The following is a 16501-nucleotide window of genomic DNA, read 5'->3' as shown; positions in this document are numbered from 1 at the left end:
GGCGTCAGGGTACCACCTCGACCCACGCGGACACCGGCGCGACGTCGCGCGACGCCGGATCGACGGCGGCGAGGCTCGCCCCGTACGCGCCGACGCGCCGGTTCCTGCCGAAGGTGATCGCCGGACCCGGGCCGGGATCGAAGTCCCGGAGCTCCTCGAGCGCCGCGATGAGGGCGGGCCGGGTCACGTGGGCGCCGGCGCGCTTGAGCGCCTCGACGAGGACGCGGGCGGCGGCGTACGCGCTCGCCTGGAAGGCGGTGTGCCGCGGCGGGACGCGGCTGCGCTCCAGGAACGCGGAGAGCGCGCGCAGGCCGAGCCGCTCGGCGTCGTCGAGGGGGCCCGGGTGGAGGAGCAGGAGCCGCGCGGCGGCGGCGCGCCGGAGCGACGCGGGATCGCGCGGCAGCAGCGACGCGGGCGCGTAGAGGGCGGGGGACGGGCCCGACGAGGGCCGCGCCGCATCGAGCCACCGCGAGAGCTCGTCGCCCTCGCCGGCGAGCAGGATGGCCCGGGGCCGGAGGCGCGCGGCGGCGTCCGCCGCGGCGGCGGCGTCGAAGCGGCCGGGCTCGAAGGAGAGAGAGGCCGGGGCCGGCAGTCCGCGCGCCTGCGCCTCGGCGCGCGCCCCCCGGAGGAAGGCGTCGCCGCGGGGGTCCGCCGGGTGGACGACGAGCAGCGTCTCGGCGCCGGGGGGCGCAGGGGCGCCGGCGAGGTGCGCGACGGCGACGCGCGCGAGCGTGTCGAGGCCGGGCCGGAGGTGGAACACGACGCCGTCGCCCGGATCCGAGGCCGGGAGCCCGGACCCGAGCGGGCCCACGAGCGGCACCTCGTCGGCGGAGAGGCGCGCCATCGCGCCGGCGTCGCCGCCCCACACGCTGCCGACCAGCGCGAAGACCCGCTGGTCGAGGAGGCGCGCGGTCGCGGCCGCGCCGTCGAGGGCGTCCCCGCTGTCGGCCACCACGAGCTCGAGCCGCCGCCGGAAGACGCCGCCTTGCGCGTTCACCTCCGCGAACGCCGCGGCGAGCACGTCGCGGGCCGCGGCGCCCGCCGCCGCGAAGCGCCCGGTGAGCGGGAGCGCGGCGCCGAGCCGGAGCGCCTCCGGCGAGACGCCGGGGTCGGCGTCGCGGCCGACGCAGCGCAGGTACGCGACGAGATCGTCGATGTGCGCGCGGTCGAGCCGGTAGCGCGGCATGGCGAGGTGGAGCTCGCGGGACGCCGGCGTCCTCCCGTCGCGGACGGCGGCCGCGAGCGCCTCCGCGGTGTAGGGGCCCCCCGCGCGATCGGCGGCGAAGAGCCGCTCGGGGGTGAGCGGCGGCGCCGCGACGCCGCCCTCCGACGTGCCGTCGCCGCTCCGGCCGTGGCAGCCGGCGCACGCCGCCGCCTTGCCCTGCAGCGCGGCGCCGCTCGCGCCGAGGCGGCCCTCGACCGGCTCGCCCGAGGCGAGGGCCCCGTGGTGGAAGATGCGCCTGCCGCGCAGGGCCGCCGGGCTGAGCGCGGCGCACGAGGCCGCGCCGTCGGGCGCGGGCGCGGGCGCGTCGCCGGGGGCCGCGGCGCCCTTCAGCGCGGCGGCGAGGCCGAGCGCCGAGAGCGCGGCGGCGAGCGCGCGGCGCCCCCGCATCGTCACGAGATGGCCCACGTGCACCTCACGGCTTGTCGTTGATGTGATCGACCAGGTGCACGATCGTCTCGGGGCGCTCGGTGGCGATCGTCTTCACCCACATGCCGGTCGTCGTGTCGCCGATGAGCAGCGTCGAGGTGTGCTCCTCCGGCTTCTTCGTGAGCCCGCCGAGGCGCCCGAGGACCTTCTCCACGTTCTCCGGCGTCCCGGTCAGGAAGCGCCAGCCGTCGCCCGCGTTGAACTTGGCGGCGAACTGCTTGAGCACCTTCGGCGTGTCGTTCACGGGATCGACCGTGATCGTGAGGATCGCGACCTCCTTGCCGACGCGCTTGCCGAGCAGCGCCTGAACGCGCGCGAGGTTCGCCGTCATCGTCGGGCACGCGCCCTTGCACGAGGTGAAGGCGAAGTGGATGAGGACCTTCCGGCCGCGCAGGAGGTCGGTGTAGAAGCGCCGCGCGCGACCGTCCTGATCGACGAGCTCGGTGTCGGTGAAGTACGCCGCGGCCGCGGCGTCGTCGCCGGCGGGCGAGGCGGCGGCCCGCGCGCGGGGCCGCTCCGGCGCCGGCTCCGCGGCCGGGCTCGCGGGCGCGAGCGCGAGCGCGACCGCCGCCGCGAGCACAGGCGCGGCGCGCCTCATCGCGCGCCTCCCGCCGCCGGCGCGGCGCCGGGCGAGCCGGCGTGGAGATCGACGTACGGCAGCGCGCCGAGCGGAGCTTTGCGCGACTCGGCCTCGAGCATGAACCGGTACTGGCCGGGCTCGGGGGGCGTGAACGTCACCGAGAAGGCGCCGTCCGGCTCGGCGCGGGGCAGCGCGACGTCGCGGAATCCGACCGGGAATCGAAAGATCATGACCTTCATCTCCTTGGCTTCGAGGGGAGGCGCAGGCGCCTTCGGCGTCGCGCGGAAGCGCAGCGTCACGGGCTTCGCGACCTCGAGCTCGACGCTGCCGTCGAAGAGCGGCTCGACGGTGAGCCCGGGCGAGCGGTCCTCGACCGGGACGCCCGACGGCGCGACCGTCGCCTCGAGGCACGCGGCGACGCGGCGGTCGCCGAGCAGGAGCTCGACGTCGTACGCGCCCGCCTCGCCGAGCCGGACCGTCGTGGCGTACACGCCGGGCTGCACCTCCTTCAGCGTGCGATCCTCGATGATCGCCGCCCGGGGCTCTCGGCCGTAGTTCGAGAGCGTGCCCATCGGCGCCATCATGCCTTCGACGTAGTAGTAGAGCGCCTTGTCGGCCGGGCTCGCGATGACGGCGCCGTTGCCCTCCGGCAGGAGGGCGAACGGCGCGGCGCTCCTCGCGCTCTTCGACGCGCGGGGCGCCTGCTGGCCGACCTGGACCTCGACGACCGCCAGCTTGCCGGGCCGCTGTAGCGAGGGCAGCTCGATGAGCGAGACCCGGCTCTCGCCGAGGTTCCTCACGTAGGCGTACGCGTTCGTGAAGGCGATCGCGTCGGGGCTCGCGAACCCGGCGAGCGTGTGCGCGAGCGCGCCCGTCGAGGCGTCGAGGATCGACACCTCGCCCTTCGCCGGGTTGAGCGCGAAGGCGAAGCGGCCGCTCGGCTCGAACTGGACCGCGCTGACGCCGGGCTTGACGGCGACGCGGCTGGAGAGGGCGCGGCGCCCGGCGTCGAGGATCGCGATCTCGCCCCGCTGCTCGTTCGCGACGTAGACGGCGCCGGCGGCGTCGCTCGCCGCGACGGCGGCGGCGCCCTCGCCGATCTCGATCTCGGCGACGGGCTCGAGCGCGCCGGTGTCCACGGCGGTGACGGAGCCGGCGTCGCGGCTCGTGATCCAGGCGGTGCGCCCGCCGTCCGAGAAGGCGATCTCGTGGTGCCCGGCGCCGACGTGCAGCGTCTTCAGCACCTCCGCCACGCGCGCGTCGACGACGCTGACCGTCCCGTCGCCGTCGTTGCCGACCCACACGGTGCGCCCGTCCGGGGCCACCGCGACGCGCATCGGGTCCGCGCCGACAGGCACGTTGGCCTCCACCAGGCTCCGCCTCGTGTCGACGACCGCGAGGCCTCGCCCGTTCTGGAGCGTCACGTAGAGGCGGCTCCCGTCCGGGTGGAGCGCGAGCGACGTGGAGCGGGCCGCGAGCGTGACGAGGCTGCGCAGCTTGCTCCGGCTGAACGCGATCTGCGAGTTGATCACCGACAGCGTGTTGTCGTCGTTCTGCGTCCACAGGAGGGAAGCGTTCATGTCGACGTCCGGGCGCACGGAGATGAGGCCGGCCATGAAGCTCTTGATCTTCTCCTGGCACCCGGCGTCGTCGGGCGGCGCCCCCGCGCGCCTCGTCATCCACGCGAGCGGCGACAGGTCGCGCGCGGGCGCGCCCGTGGCGGCGTCGGTGATCGTGAAGACGGCGGTCGCGTCGGAGCGCGCCTCGAGGCGCCCTCCGGCGCCGGGGATCGGCCGGAGCTCGAAGGCGATCGAGAGCCCATCTCGCTCGACCCGGCTCACGGCCGCGCTGGGCTCACCCCCGACGGCGGCCTCGGCGGGCGCCGGGGCCGCGGCGGCGGGCGCGGGAGGCGGCTCCCGCCGGCTGCAGGCCACCGAAGCGGCGGCGCCGAGGAGGCCTGCTGCCAGCGAGAGCCGGCGCGACGCGACGGAGGCCCTCACGGCAGCACCCGGAAGAGGCCCCAGAGCCCGTTCGCGAGCATGGGGAGCGCCTGTTCGTTGTACATCCGGTCGCCGGGGACGAGGAAATCCCCGCCTGCCGGGGCGAAGGGAACGATATTGCGGTGTGTCATGGGTCCTATTGCGTTCTCCACTGCGATGCTCAGCACCTCGTGGTTGTCGCCGATGCGGCGGGAGCGCGCTCCCTGGGCAAAGGGGTTGTGCGGCCACGACGTGCTCCAGAAGCTGAAGGCGTGCTGGCGATGGTGGCCGGACGGCTGCACGACGCGCACCCGCACCGGCTGGGCGGCTCTGGCCAGGAAGAGCGGCGTCGCCGGGTCGCCGTGGACCTTGGAGCTGAAGATATCGCGCAGGTCCCGATCATTGAGCTCGTCGCTCGCGATCTCGGGCGGCACCCCGATCCGCGCCCAGAGCGGCTCGGTGCGGTAGTTGAAGGCGTCTTGGCCGGTGTCCTCGGCGTCGTCCTCGCCGTCCATGTTCCGCAGGGCCGTGCCGCAGTTGAGCCCCCGATCGAGGCACTGGAACCTCTGTTGGGTCGAGTGGATGCCGACTTCGTCCTGGTAAACGGCCACGAGCTCCCGGAACGAGCGCGCGGCGCCATGCTCGTCGGTGAAGACGACGTCCGCCTGGGCGTGGGTGCCCGGATCGCTGCGCCAGACCGCGCCCTCGGGCTCGATGATGAGGGCGCCGATGGCGCCGTGCATGCCGTGGTTCACGACGTCGGCCATGTCCCTCAGGTTGATGGCGCCGTACTCGACGGCGCGCGGCTCGATGGGGCCCGACATGCCGTCCAGCTGGGCGAACTCGCCGGCATACCAGGTGTATTCGCGGAGCTCGCCGGGCGCGATCGTCTGCGGCTCGTTGAACCCGACGTTGGCGCCGTCGTCGGTCTTGACGTCGTAGGTGACGAGCTGCGGGTGGAGCGAGACGTGGTTCGAGGGCCGCACCTGGTTGGTGTTGAAGCCGTCGATGATCGGGGGGCTATAGTTGAAGTGCGGCGTCTTGGGCAGCACGAAGGGCAGCTCGTTGACGAGCGTGACCTGGATGCAGTCGCCCGCGGCGGCGCGCAGGATGAGCGGCTCCGGGGCGCGGAGCCCGGCGCGGAGATCGGGCAGATCCTCGGCGCGCACGAACAGGATGGCGTCGGGATCGAAGAGCTCGAACTTGTCGTTGTAGATGAGGCGGTGACCCGGCAGGTTGCCCTTCGCGGTGATCGCGTGGACGACATACCTCGTGACGGGCGCGCTCGCCGGGCAGGTCTCGAAGCCTCGCTGCGTGGGCGCTGGCGCGCCCGGGGGCGGGGGCAGCGGCAAGAGGCCCGGACCGCCCGGACCGCCCGGACCGCCTGGACCGCCTGGACCACCCGGATCGCACGGGCCGCCCGGATCGCACGGCGGCATGATCCTGAGGATGCCCCAGACGCCGTCCCAGAGATCGTCGGTGGGCGCGCCCTGGTAGAGGTAGTCGCCGCTTGGCCCGGCGCCCGCCGGCGTGAGCGCGAAATCGAAGTGCTCGGAGAGCCCGATGGGCTGAGCGTTCGAGTAGCCGCTGTCCGGATCCTCGTCCGAGTTGTTCCACTTCTGGCCGTGGACCGAGAAGACGTGCTGCTCCTCCTGCGCGCCCTGGATGAGGCGCAACCGGACGGCGTCTCCCTCGCGAGCGAGGAGCAGGGGCGTGACGGGATCGCCGTGGACTCGCGAGCTGAACACGTTGTGCATCTCGCCCTCCTCTCCGGGCTTCTGCTTCACCCGTCCTGTCCTGCAGTCGCGCTCGGCGATGCGGAGCGGGATGGGCTCGTTGCGGTAGTTCATGATCTGGCCGCCGGGGTCGCGCGACGAGATCACCTCCGGGGCGAAGACGTCGCGGTGATCGACCGCGAGCGGGAGCGGCGCCTCCTGCGCCGTCGGCGGGTTCACCGGATTGCCGCACTCGTCGAAGAGGAGGGCGAAGTCGGCGATCGCGAGGTTGAACTCGCGGAACGGCGGGTGGTCGGTGCCGCTCGGAGGGAGGATGTCGGCGCGGAAGCTCGTGGGCCCGCCGTCGGTGCGCGTGCCGAAGACGGCCCCGGTCTCGGGGTCGCGCCAGACCGAGCCTCTCGGCTCGATGACCAGGCCCATGTAGAGCCCGTGGTGCTGGTGCGACGAAGGGCCGAAATGGTCGTGGGAGAAGGCGGTCTCCAGGGTGCGGTCCACGTTCTGCTGGTTCACGACCTGGTCGGCCCACCAGCGCTGCACCGTGGTCTGCAGGCCGACCATGCCGTTGTGGATGCGCGGGTGCGGCTGCGCGGTCAGCGGGACGCGGACGCCGCCCTCTTCGAGGGTGCCGTCCGGCAAAAAAGCGCCGCCGAGGTTGTTGGCCGCGTCGATGCGCTGGACGACCTCCTGTGACGAGAACGTCCCGTCCTCGTAGTTGAAGCCGTTGGCGGCGCCGTCGGAGGAGGTGACGTCGAACTTCACCAGGTGGATGTGCTGGCCGACGATGTCGGTGGGCGTGAAGATCTGGAACGGGTCCTCTTCCAGCGCCTCGGGCATGAGGTTGGTCGCCTCGGAGACGACGCACTCCCCCGAGTTGGCGCGGATGAACAGCGGCTCCGGAGGCTTGACGCCCGACAGGGTCGCATCGATGTCGTCCTCGAGGACGAGGATGCGCATCTGCGGGTCGTGCCAGCCGCGCCGGTTGACCACGCCGTCGATCTGGACGAACGCGCTGCGGTACCTGCGCTCCGGTGTCCCCACGGGGCACGGGTTCGTGTACGGCGCGCCCGGGGCCGCCGGCTGGCCGTTGACGGCGAACTCCGACAGCGCGCCCTCCGGCGTGAACGCAGGATAGACGCTCGAGGGGAATCCACCGGTCGCGAGCGGTCGCGCGCCCGGGAACTGGCCGGAGTGGAAAGCCCGGGCCGCAAGCTCTGGGGGCGTCCCTTCCGGGGGGAGCAGCTTGATGTTGGCCGCCAGGAGGTCCACGTCGAACCTGCCTTGCACGCCGAACACCGCGCCGCCCGGCGGCACGCTGGTGACGAGGTGGCGCTGGAGCCCGCCGTCGACGTCGAGGTCGAGCGGCGGCTGAGAGGGCCTGCGGCCCGCCACGGCGGCGATGTAGAACGGATACCCCGGCATGGGCGGCCGCGTCGCGATCGTGCCGTCGGGGAGCGCTACGGCGGTGGGCGCGTAGGTCGGCATGGGCGGCATCCCGAGCTTCGGGATCGGCACGACGGCGGGCGTGGGCGTCCCCTGCTTGATCTCGCCGTCGGGCAGGAAGCGATCGCGCGTGCCGGCCTCGAAGACGTCGTGGGTGCGGAAGAGCTCCCACATGCCCTGCGCGAAATGGGGATACAGGTGGCAGTGGAAGATCGCGTCCCCCGGCGTCAGGGCACGGCTGCCCGCTCTGATGACGTTGTAGGTGAAGGCCGCGCCCGGGCCGATGCTCTGCGCGTCCACGGTCGTGCCGTTGTCGTTGTTCGGCGCCCGCTGCCACTGGTGCGCGTGGAGGTGGAAGACGTGCGTCTCCTTCGGCCCGGCGTGGAGGTTCCTGATCCAGACGGGGTCGCCGAGGTACGCGTGATGGACGTTCGAGGGATCGTCGGGGAACAGCGCCCGGATCGCGTCGCCGTCCCTGTCCCGCTCGACGTTCATCGCCGGGTCGCCGTTGGGCCACGAGGTCAGGAAGAACTCCTCGAATTTGCACTCGATACATTCCTTGCTCGGGCCGATCCTCGCCCGGTTGGCAAGGAGGATGGCGCCCATCCCGGAGGCGCCGTAATTGATGCCGAATCCGTCGCGCACGCCTTGAAAGGCCTCGTCCTGCTCGAGCTCCCGGAACGCCTGGACGACCTTCAGCTCGTCGTGGAACATCGCCGTGAACTCGCGGAAGCGGCCCCGGATCTCCGGGTTCGGCGGATCGAGCTGGCTCTCGTCGTAGCCGGCGATGATCGCGTTGAGATCGCCGTGCACGATCTCGTCGCGATCGTTGATCATCCTGAGGATCGGCTCGCCCAAAGCGTCGAGGGCGTCGTAGTCGATCCTGGGTGTCCCGTCGGGGTTCGGCGTGGGCAGCGAGGCGGCGGCGAGCTCCTCGGCGGTGACCTGCGACCGGTACGCGACCGCCCCCGCGGGCTCGACGTTGACCGAGCCGAACAGCCCCTGGACGATCTGCCCGCCGCTCCCTTCGCCGCCGACCATGGCGCCAGCGCTGTGCATGAAGAACGGCCCCTCCCGGTCGGCGAACAGCTCGTAGAGGCGCGTCTCGCCGGGCTCGGCGAGGGAGTCGGGGCTCAACCCGACGTTGCCGCCGAGCGACTCGATGTTCTCGATCTGCAGCCCCGTGACGTGGATGCCCGCGCTCCGTGTCTTCGGGGAGTCGTCCGGGCGCTCGTCCGGCGGGCTGAGCAGGTTGGTGAACCTGATCTGCAGGGTGTCGCCGACGTTCACGCGCAGCACGAGCGGCCTCGGCCGCTTGCCTGGCCGCAGCATGGCGTTGCCCGGGCCGAGCGGCTCGTCCTCCCGGATGGGCACGACGTCCCGCGCGAGCGCGTAGATCATGCCGGCCGGGTTGAAGGACCCGAATCGGTTGTACACGTAGACCTGATCGAGCGCGACGACGTCCGCGAACACGACCCTGGTGTTCGCCCGCGCGCCGTTATCTCCGGACTTGCCGGACAGATCCTCGTCCCCATCCTCGTCCCGCGGAGCGTCTTCGCCGGCGCAGCCTGCGAGCGCTAGCGCTACAGAAGCCCAGGCGAGAGCTCCAATCAGCCTCTTGTTGAACAAGGTGTCGTCTCCTCCGAATGCCACACCTGCACGCCCAGCCCTGGATAGCGGCTACGCCCACGTGTCCACAGGAGATCGGCGCGCAGCCGTCCACCGAGCATCGGCCGATCCATCGGCGCGTGATTTGGTTCACAAATCTGTGGGTATGGCCTATCGAGGTCAACCGATTTCCGCGGCGCTCTTTGGCTGGTCTCTCCTGCGGACAGAGCGATATCGAGTCGATCGCGGGCGGAGACGGGGGATCCGGCGCGCACGAAGCCATGTGTCGTGGCGAGAGCTCGCTTGATCCCGCGCGGGCTTCCCTCGTCCCGCGCCGCGGATGCGCCGGCCGTGTGCCGGGGTGGAGGACGTCACCCCCGCCGCTCGCCGGCCGGCGCCATGGCGGCGCCGAGCGGGCCTGCGAGCGGCGGGAGCCGGCGTGACGAAGGCGGTTACCGCGTCACCCGGAAGATGCCCCAGAGGCCGTCCGAGACCTTGAAGCTCGGCTGATCGAGGTAGAGCCGGTCGCCGGGGACGAAGAACCTCCCGCCGGCTGCGGAGAACGGGACCACGTTGTGGTTCGTCATCGGGCCGATGGCGTTCTCGATGCCGATGTTCAGCACGTCCCTGTTCTCGCCGATGCGGCGGGAGCGCTCCCCCTCGGCGAACGGGTTGTTCGGCCACGCCGCGCCCCAGAGGCCGAAGGAGTGCATGCGCCGGTGGCCGGACGGCTGCACGAGGCGCACGCGCACCTTCTGCGTCGCGCCGGCCGTGAAGATCGGCGTCGCCGGGTCGCCGTGGACGCGGGAGCTGAAGATGTCGCTCAGGTCCTTCTCGTTGAGCAGCACCCTCGCGAGCTCGGGCGCGATCCCGAGCCGCGCCCAGAACGGCTCGGTGCGGTAGTTGAAGGCCTCGTGGCCCGTGTCCTCCGCGTCGTCCTCGGCCTCATAGTTGCGGATGGCGGTGCCGCAGTTGAGATCCTGATCGACGCACTGGAACCTCGGGTCGCCCGAGTGCAGGCCGACCTCGTCCTGATACACGACCACGAACTCCCGGAACGAGCGCGTGTATCCGTAGTAATCCTTGAAGGTGACCTCCGCCTGCGCGTGCGTGCCCTGATCGGCGCGCCAGGTGGCGCCCTTGGGCTCGATGATGAGGGCGCCGACGGCGCCGTGCATGCCGTGGTTCACGACGTCGGCCATGTCCCTCAGGTTGATGGCGCCGTACTCGACGGCCCTCGGCTCGACGGGGCCCCACCTGCCGTCCTTCTGGGCGAACTCGCCGGCGTACCACGTGTACTCGCGGGACTCGCCGGGCGCGACGGTCTGCTCCTCGTTGAGCCCGACGTTGGCCCCGTCGTCGGTCCTGACGTCGTAGGCGACGAGCTGCGGGTGCAGCGAGACGTGGTTGGACGGCCTGACCTGGTTCGTGTTGAACCCGTCGACGATGGGCGGGCTGTAGTTCCAGTGCGGCGTCTTGGGCAGCTCGAAGGGCAGGTCGTTGACGAGCGTGACCTGGATGCAGTCGCCGGCGGCGGCGCGCAGGACGAGCGGCTCCGGGGCGCGGCGCCCGGCGCGGAGGTCAGGCAGATCCTCGGCGCGGACGAACAGGAGGGCGTCGGGATCGTAGAGGTCGAACTCCTTGTTGTAGACGAGCCGATCGCCCGGCAGATTGCCCTTCGCGGTGATCGCGTGGACGACATACTTCGTCACCGGCGCGCCCGCCGGGCAGGTCGGGAAGCGGCGCACCTCGCGGGGCTCGCCGTCCCGCGATCCGGGCAGCGGCAGCAAGGCCGTGTCGGTCCGCGGCCGCACCCTCATGATCCCCCACATGCCGTCCCAGAGGTCGTCGGTGGGCGCGCTCTGGTAGAGGTAGTCGCCGGGCTCGCGATCGCCCCGCGCAGAAGCCGAGGGCGTCAGCCCGAACTCGAAGTGCTCGGAGATGCCGATGGGCTGGCCGTTCGAGTAGCCGCTGTCCGGGTCGTTGATCTCGTTGAACCACCGCTGCCCGTGCATCGAGAAGACGTGCTGTTCCTCCTGCGCGCCCTGGAGGAGGCGCACCACGACGTTGTCGCCCTCGTGGGCCGAGAGCAGCGGCGTGAACGGATCGGGGTGGACCCGGGAGCTGAACACGTTGTGCATCTCCCCCTCCTCGCCAGGCTTCTGCTCGACGCGGCCGGTTCTACAGTCGCGCCGGGCGATGCGCAGCGGGATCGGCTCGTTGCGATAGTTGATGAGCCCACCGCCCGGATCGGCGGCCGAGATCGCCTCCGGCGCGAGCACGTCGCGGTGCTCGACCGCGAGCGGGAGCGGGGCCTCCTGCGTGGTCGGCGGGTTCACCGGCTCGCCGCACTCGTCGAAGAGGAGGGCGAAGTCGGCGAAGGCGAGGCCGAACTCGCGGAAGGGCGGCTGCGCGGAGCCGCGCGGCGGGATGATGTCGGCGCGGAAGCTCGTGGGCCCGCCGTCGGGGCGATCGCCGAACACGACCCCGGTCACCGGGTCGCGCCAGACCGAGCCGCTCGGCTCGATGATCAGGCCCATGTAGAGGCCGTGCTGCTGGTGGGAGGAGGGGCTGAAATGGTCGTGCGAGAACGAGGTGTTGAGGGTGATGTCATCGCCGCGCCGGCTCTGGACGGGGTTGGCCCACCAGCGCTGCACCGTGGTCTGCAGGCCCTTCCGGTCGTCGTGGATGCGCGGGTGTCGCTGCGCCGTCAGCATGACGCGGCGGCCGCGCTCTTCGACCGTGCCGTCCGCCTTCAGGGCGCCGCCGAGGTTGTTGGCCGCGTTGATGAGCTGGACGACCTCCTGTGGGGCGAACGTCCCATCCTCGTAGTTGAATCCGTTCGTCGATCCATCCGAGGCGGTGACGTCGAACTTCACGAGGTGGATGTGCTGGCCGACGGTGTCGGTGGGCGTGTAGATCTGGAACGGATCCGCTTCCAGCGCGTTGGGGAGCAGGTTCGTCGCCTCCGAGACGACGCAATCGTTCGAGTTGGCGCGGATGAACAGCGGCTCCGGCGGCCGCGCGCCCGACAGGGTGGCGTCGATGTCGTCCTCGAGGACGAGGATGCGCATCTGCGGGTCGTGCCAGCCGCGCTGGTTGACCACGCCGTCGAGCTGGACGAACGCGCTGCGGTACCTGCGCTCCGGCGCCCCTGGTGGGCAGGGGTTCGCGTACGGCGCGCCGGGGGCAGGCGGCTGGCCGTTGACGGCGAACAGCGCGGGCTCACCCTCGGGCGTGAACGCCGGATATGCCTGCGCGGGGAAGCCGTCCGTCGTCGTGATGGGCGTCGCTCCCGGGAACCGGCCGGCGTGGAACGCCTGCGCGGCCAGCTCCGAGGGTGTCCCCTCGTTCGGCAGGAGCTTGATGTTGGCTTCCTCGATCTCCACGTCGAACGTGCCGCGCCTGCCGAACTCGGCGCCGCCCGGCGGGACGCTGGTGACGACGTGGCGCGGGAGCCCGCCGTCGACGACCAGGTCGAGCGGCGGCTGAGGAGCCCTGTGGCCTTTCAGGGCAGCGATGTAGAACGGATATCCCGGCATCGGCGGCCGCACCTCCCTGCCGCCGCCGGGGAGCTCCACGACGGTGGGCTTGTAGGTCGGCATGGGCGGCATCGCGATCTCGGGGACGGGCACGAGGGCGGGCGTGGGCGTCCCCTTCTTGATCTCGCCGTCGGGCAGGGAGCGATCGCGCGTGCCCGCCTCGAAGACGTCGTGGTTGCGGAAGAGCTCCCACATGCCCTGCGCGAAGTGGGGATACAGGTGGCAGTGGAAGATCGCGTCTCCCGGCGTCAGGACGCGGTTGCCGCCCCTGCCGACGTTGTAGGTGAAGGCCGCGCCCGGGCCGATGGATTGCGCGTCCAGGGTGTTCCCGTTCGCGTCGTTCGGCGTCTTCAGCCATTGGTGCGCGTGGAGGTGGAAGACGTGCGTCTCCTTCGGCCCGGCGTGCACGTTCCTGAACCAGACGGGGTCGCCGAGGTATGCGTGGTGGACGTTCGACGGGTCGTCGGGGAACAGCGCCTCCGTCGCGTTGCCGCGCCTGTCCCGCTCGACGATCATCGCCGGGTCGCCGTTGGCCCAGGAGCTCAGGAAGAACTCCTCGTACGCGCACTCGATGCATTTCTTGCTGGGACCGAGCCTCGCCCGGTTGGCGAGGAGGATGGAGCCGAACCCGGAGGCGCCGTAGTTGACCCCGAACCCATCGCGCACGCCGTGGAAGGTCTCGTCGACCTCGAGCTGCTCGAACGCCTGGACGGCCTTGAGCTCGTCGTGGAACAGCACCGTGAACTCGCGGAACCGCCCAGGGGCCACGGGGGTCGGGCTGTCGAGCTGGCTTTCCTCGTAGCCGGCGATGATCGCGTTGAGATCGCCGTGCACGATCTCGTCGCGATCGTTGAGCATCCTGAGGATCGGCTCGCCGTGCTCGTCCAGCGCGTCGTAGTCGATCCTGGGCGTCCCGTCGGGGTTCCGCGTGGGCAGCGAGGCGGCGGCGAGCTCCTCGGCGGTGACCTGCGACCGGTACGCGACCGCCCCCGCGGGCTCGACGTTGACCGCGCCGAACAGCCCCAGCACCGTCTGTCCGCCGTCCCCCTCGCCGCCGCCGGCCTGAGCGCCGCCGCTGTGGAACAGGAACGTCCCCTCCTTGTCGGCGAAGAGCTCGTAGACGCGCGTCTCGCCGGGCTCTGCGAGCGAGTCGGGCCCCCGGCCGATGTTGCCGCCGAGCGCCTCGATGTTCCTGATCTCGAGCCCGGTGACGTGCACCGAGGCGCTCCTCGTCGCCGTCGAGTCGTCAGGGCGTTCGTCCGCGGGCCGGAGGAGGTTCGTGAACCGGATGCGGAGCGCGTCCCCGACGTTCACGCGCAGCACGAGCGGCCTTGGGCGCTTGCCCGGCCGCAGCATGGCGTTGCCCGGGCCGAGCGGCTTGCGCCCGTCGATCGGCACGACGTCCCGCTTGAGCGCGTACATCATGCCGGCCGGGTTGAACGACCCGAACCGGTTGTACACGTAGACCTGATCGAGCGCGACGACATCGGCGAATACGGTCCTGCCGCTCGTCGGATGATCGTTCAGCTCCGATGCTGCAACTTCATCGCTTTCCTCCTCGGGCGCATCGACGTCCGGGGCTCCACAGCCCGCGACGCCGAGCGCCACCGCGGCCCAGCCGATAGCTTCGAGCAGCCTGTTCCTGATCAAGGTTGTCCTCTCCTCGGTACGCGCGCAGGCGCGCGCCTCGCACGGCGCGCCGACCGCGCCCCGTGCGTCTCCACTGCGCCGCATCGCGGCCGTCCGCCGTGGACTGGCCTGGATCCGGTAGCAATCCGGGTGAGCGACTTTGTGACTTTGTGAGATCGCCGTCAATTAGAATTGCTCGCGTCCGGCCGGCGCAGTCGACCCGCGTGGATTACGAGCTATCCAGGGATCGTGTCGTCGGCGCGGCCCGGGGAGAGCCGACAGCGCTGGAGGACGCGAGTGCGCGGTGCGCGGTGGAACGGCGTCGCGCCCTCTCGGCGCCTCGGTCGAGGCGCCCGCGTCGGGGCTGGGTGAAGGGGGTGTCAGGGACGTCGAGCCGCGTGGACGCGCCCGTCGGTAACGTACCGGCCCGCCCCGGCGCGACGCGCGCCGCTGGCGGCGTGTTCAGCCTTGCGGCTTGGACCACCGATCCACGGCGACCATCGCGGCGCCGAGCCCGTCGATGTACGTGCCGTGCCGGAACGTCGCGCGCTTGAGCGCCGTCACCAGCGTGCTCAGGAGCTGGCGCGCTTCGTCCCGCTCGCGCCGCAGGTCCTGGACCTCATCCCGCGACGGCCGGCTCACGGCCGCCGCTTGCCCGGCGTCCTTCGTGCCTGTCTGCTGTGCTCTCTCGGACATGGGTCTCATCCTCCCCTATCAAGGTAGCGCCGCCGCGACGTGGCCATCAACCTACTGCGCAGGGTTTTGACCCGGTGTTCGTATCCCGGCCCACGCCGCCTCCGGAGCGCGCGGCGAGGGTGACGAGGCCGCGCGCGATCTCGCGGTGGAGGACGTGGAATCCGGCCGCTTCGAGCCTGTCGCAGACCCACTCGGGGGAGAGCCGCAGCTTGCGATAAAAGCTCGCTGACAGCCTCCACCGTCCGTCCTCGCGGCCGCGCGTGTGGACGAGATCGTGCACCTTGACGGTCTCCGGTTCGTATTCGAGGAAACAGGTCATGATCACGTCCGCCGAGTCGTGCACGGGGATGAACCGGTCGGCGCCCTCCAGCTCTCGGGTGAGGTCGCGGAACGTGAGCACGAGCTGGCCGCCGGGCGCGAGGCGCCGCGCGCAGCCGGCGAACATCCGCTCTACGTCCCCCTTGCTGCCCAGGTGAGGGAGGGTGTCGCCCATGCACACGGCGAGCGCGCAGGGGGGGCCCGGGCGCTCCAGCGCGTCGAGGAGATCGCCTCGGACGACATCGACGGGGAGCTGCCCGCGGCGCGAGGCGAGCTCGGCGAGGAGCTTGTCCGAGGTGTCCACCGCCGTCACCCGGAACCCGAGCTGCGCCAGCGCGAGGGACTGAAAGCCCGAGCCGCACCCGAGGTCGATGGCCTCCGAAGCGCCCTCGGGGTGAACGCCGAGGCGCTCGAAGAGGGCTCGCTGCTCGGCGACCTTGGCGTCGTGGTCCCCGAACATCCTGGAGTAGTGCTCGGCGAGGAGCTTGTCGTAGTGATCCGTGACGGTGGGCATAGTCTCTCTTCCTCCGCGGCCATCCTACAGCCGCGCGGCCGTCCGCCGTACACCGCCGCACGCGCGGAACCTACGCGACCACGCGGCCACGTGACCACGCGGCCACGTGACCGCGCGACCAAGCGACCACGCGGCCACGTGACAGCGTACATGGACGCACGAGGGCGCACCAGAATCGCTTGCTCTCGAAAATTTCTGTTCTGCTTTGACGAAGGCGTGATATCTTGATTGAAACGCGACTTTTACTCCGACATCGATGTTCGCGTCGGCGATGTTGGAAGGCAACGGGGATGTCCCGGGGCGATGTTGACGAGGGAGAGGTCGCGGTGTTGTGCGCAGCTGGTGTCGTCGGACGGGTCAGAATGAGATGCGGCGAGCTTGGACCGAGCACGCCGGACGCTCGCGCGGGCCTCTCGCTCTTCGAGAGCGCGCCTCGCGCGAAGCGCGCTGACCTACCCGTAGGCGGAGCCAGCCAGGCGAGCCGGAGAGCCCAGGCGAGCGGTCGAGCCGGGTAACCAGGCAGCCAGAACGACAGCGCCGAACGGCGGGCGAGCCAGAACGACGGGCGAGCCGCAGGTGCAGGTGACAGGTGAGCTCGGGCGAGCCGCGACGCGCTCTTGTGCGCGCGCCGCTCCTCCAGGGCCGGTCAGCCTCGCTGAGCAGCCCCCGCCGGGATCGGAATCTGGAGAATCCGGCGATGCGGTGGCGGCGGCGATGCGGGATGACCGCGACCGCGACCGCGACCGCGACCGCGCCGCGAAGCCGAAGCCGAAGAAAAAGAGTTGCGGAGAGTGTCAGTCTCGGGCAG

At 71.6% G+C, this 16501-nt stretch carries 7 protein-coding genes; all 7 read right to left on the bottom strand.

What is annotated here, in order from left to right; all coding sequences use genetic code 11:
- Window positions 1-4 precede the first annotated feature (4 nt).
- The 7 genes from WMF33_RS32585 to WMF33_RS32555 all read right to left on the bottom strand — a co-directional run bounded on the left by WMF33_RS32585 (window position 5) and on the right by WMF33_RS32555 (window position 15693).
- Complete coding sequence (locus tag WMF33_RS32585; protein ID WP_437332285.1) at window positions 5-1630, bottom strand: ABC transporter substrate-binding protein; 1626 nt, start codon at window positions 1628-1630, stop codon at window positions 5-7.
- A 7-nt stretch (window positions 1631-1637) separates the two neighbouring features.
- Entirely contained in the window at window positions 1638-2249 is a 612-nt protein-coding gene (locus WMF33_RS32580) for an SCO family protein (RefSeq protein WP_437332284.1), read from the bottom strand.
- Window positions 2246-4231, bottom strand: coding sequence for a YncE family protein (locus tag WMF33_RS32575; RefSeq protein ID WP_437332283.1), 1986 nt, complete (start codon window positions 4229-4231; stop codon window positions 2246-2248). The genes WMF33_RS32580 and WMF33_RS32575 overlap by 4 nt, the downstream gene beginning before the upstream one ends.
- Window positions 4228-8859 carry a multicopper oxidase domain-containing protein gene (locus WMF33_RS32570; RefSeq protein WP_437332282.1) on the bottom strand — a complete coding sequence of 1544 codons (4632 nt, stop codon included), beginning with the start codon at window positions 8857-8859 and terminating at the stop codon, window positions 4228-4230. Before WMF33_RS32570 ends, WMF33_RS32575 begins: the two co-directional genes overlap by 4 nt.
- 587 nt (window positions 8860-9446) lie before the next feature.
- Window positions 9447-14186 carry a multicopper oxidase domain-containing protein gene (locus tag WMF33_RS32565; RefSeq protein ID WP_437332281.1) on the bottom strand — a complete coding sequence of 1580 codons (4740 nt, stop codon included), beginning with the start codon at window positions 14184-14186 and terminating at the stop codon, window positions 9447-9449.
- A gap of 441 nt (window positions 14187-14627) precedes the next feature.
- Window positions 14628-14861, bottom strand: a complete 234-nt coding sequence (locus tag WMF33_RS32560) for a hypothetical protein (RefSeq protein WP_061623714.1) — start codon at window positions 14859-14861, stop codon at window positions 14628-14630.
- 46 nt (window positions 14862-14907) lie between these two features.
- Window positions 14908-15693, bottom strand: a complete 786-nt coding sequence (locus WMF33_RS32555; protein WP_437332280.1) for a class I SAM-dependent methyltransferase — start codon at window positions 15691-15693, stop codon at window positions 14908-14910.
- Window positions 15694-16501 lie beyond the last annotated feature (808 nt).

Source organism: Sorangium sp. So ce394 (assembly GCF_051474665.1).
GTDB lineage: Bacteria > Myxococcota_A > Polyangia > Polyangiales > Polyangiaceae > Sorangium > Sorangium cellulosum_D.
This window is presented reverse-complemented; position numbering and strand designations above follow the sequence as displayed.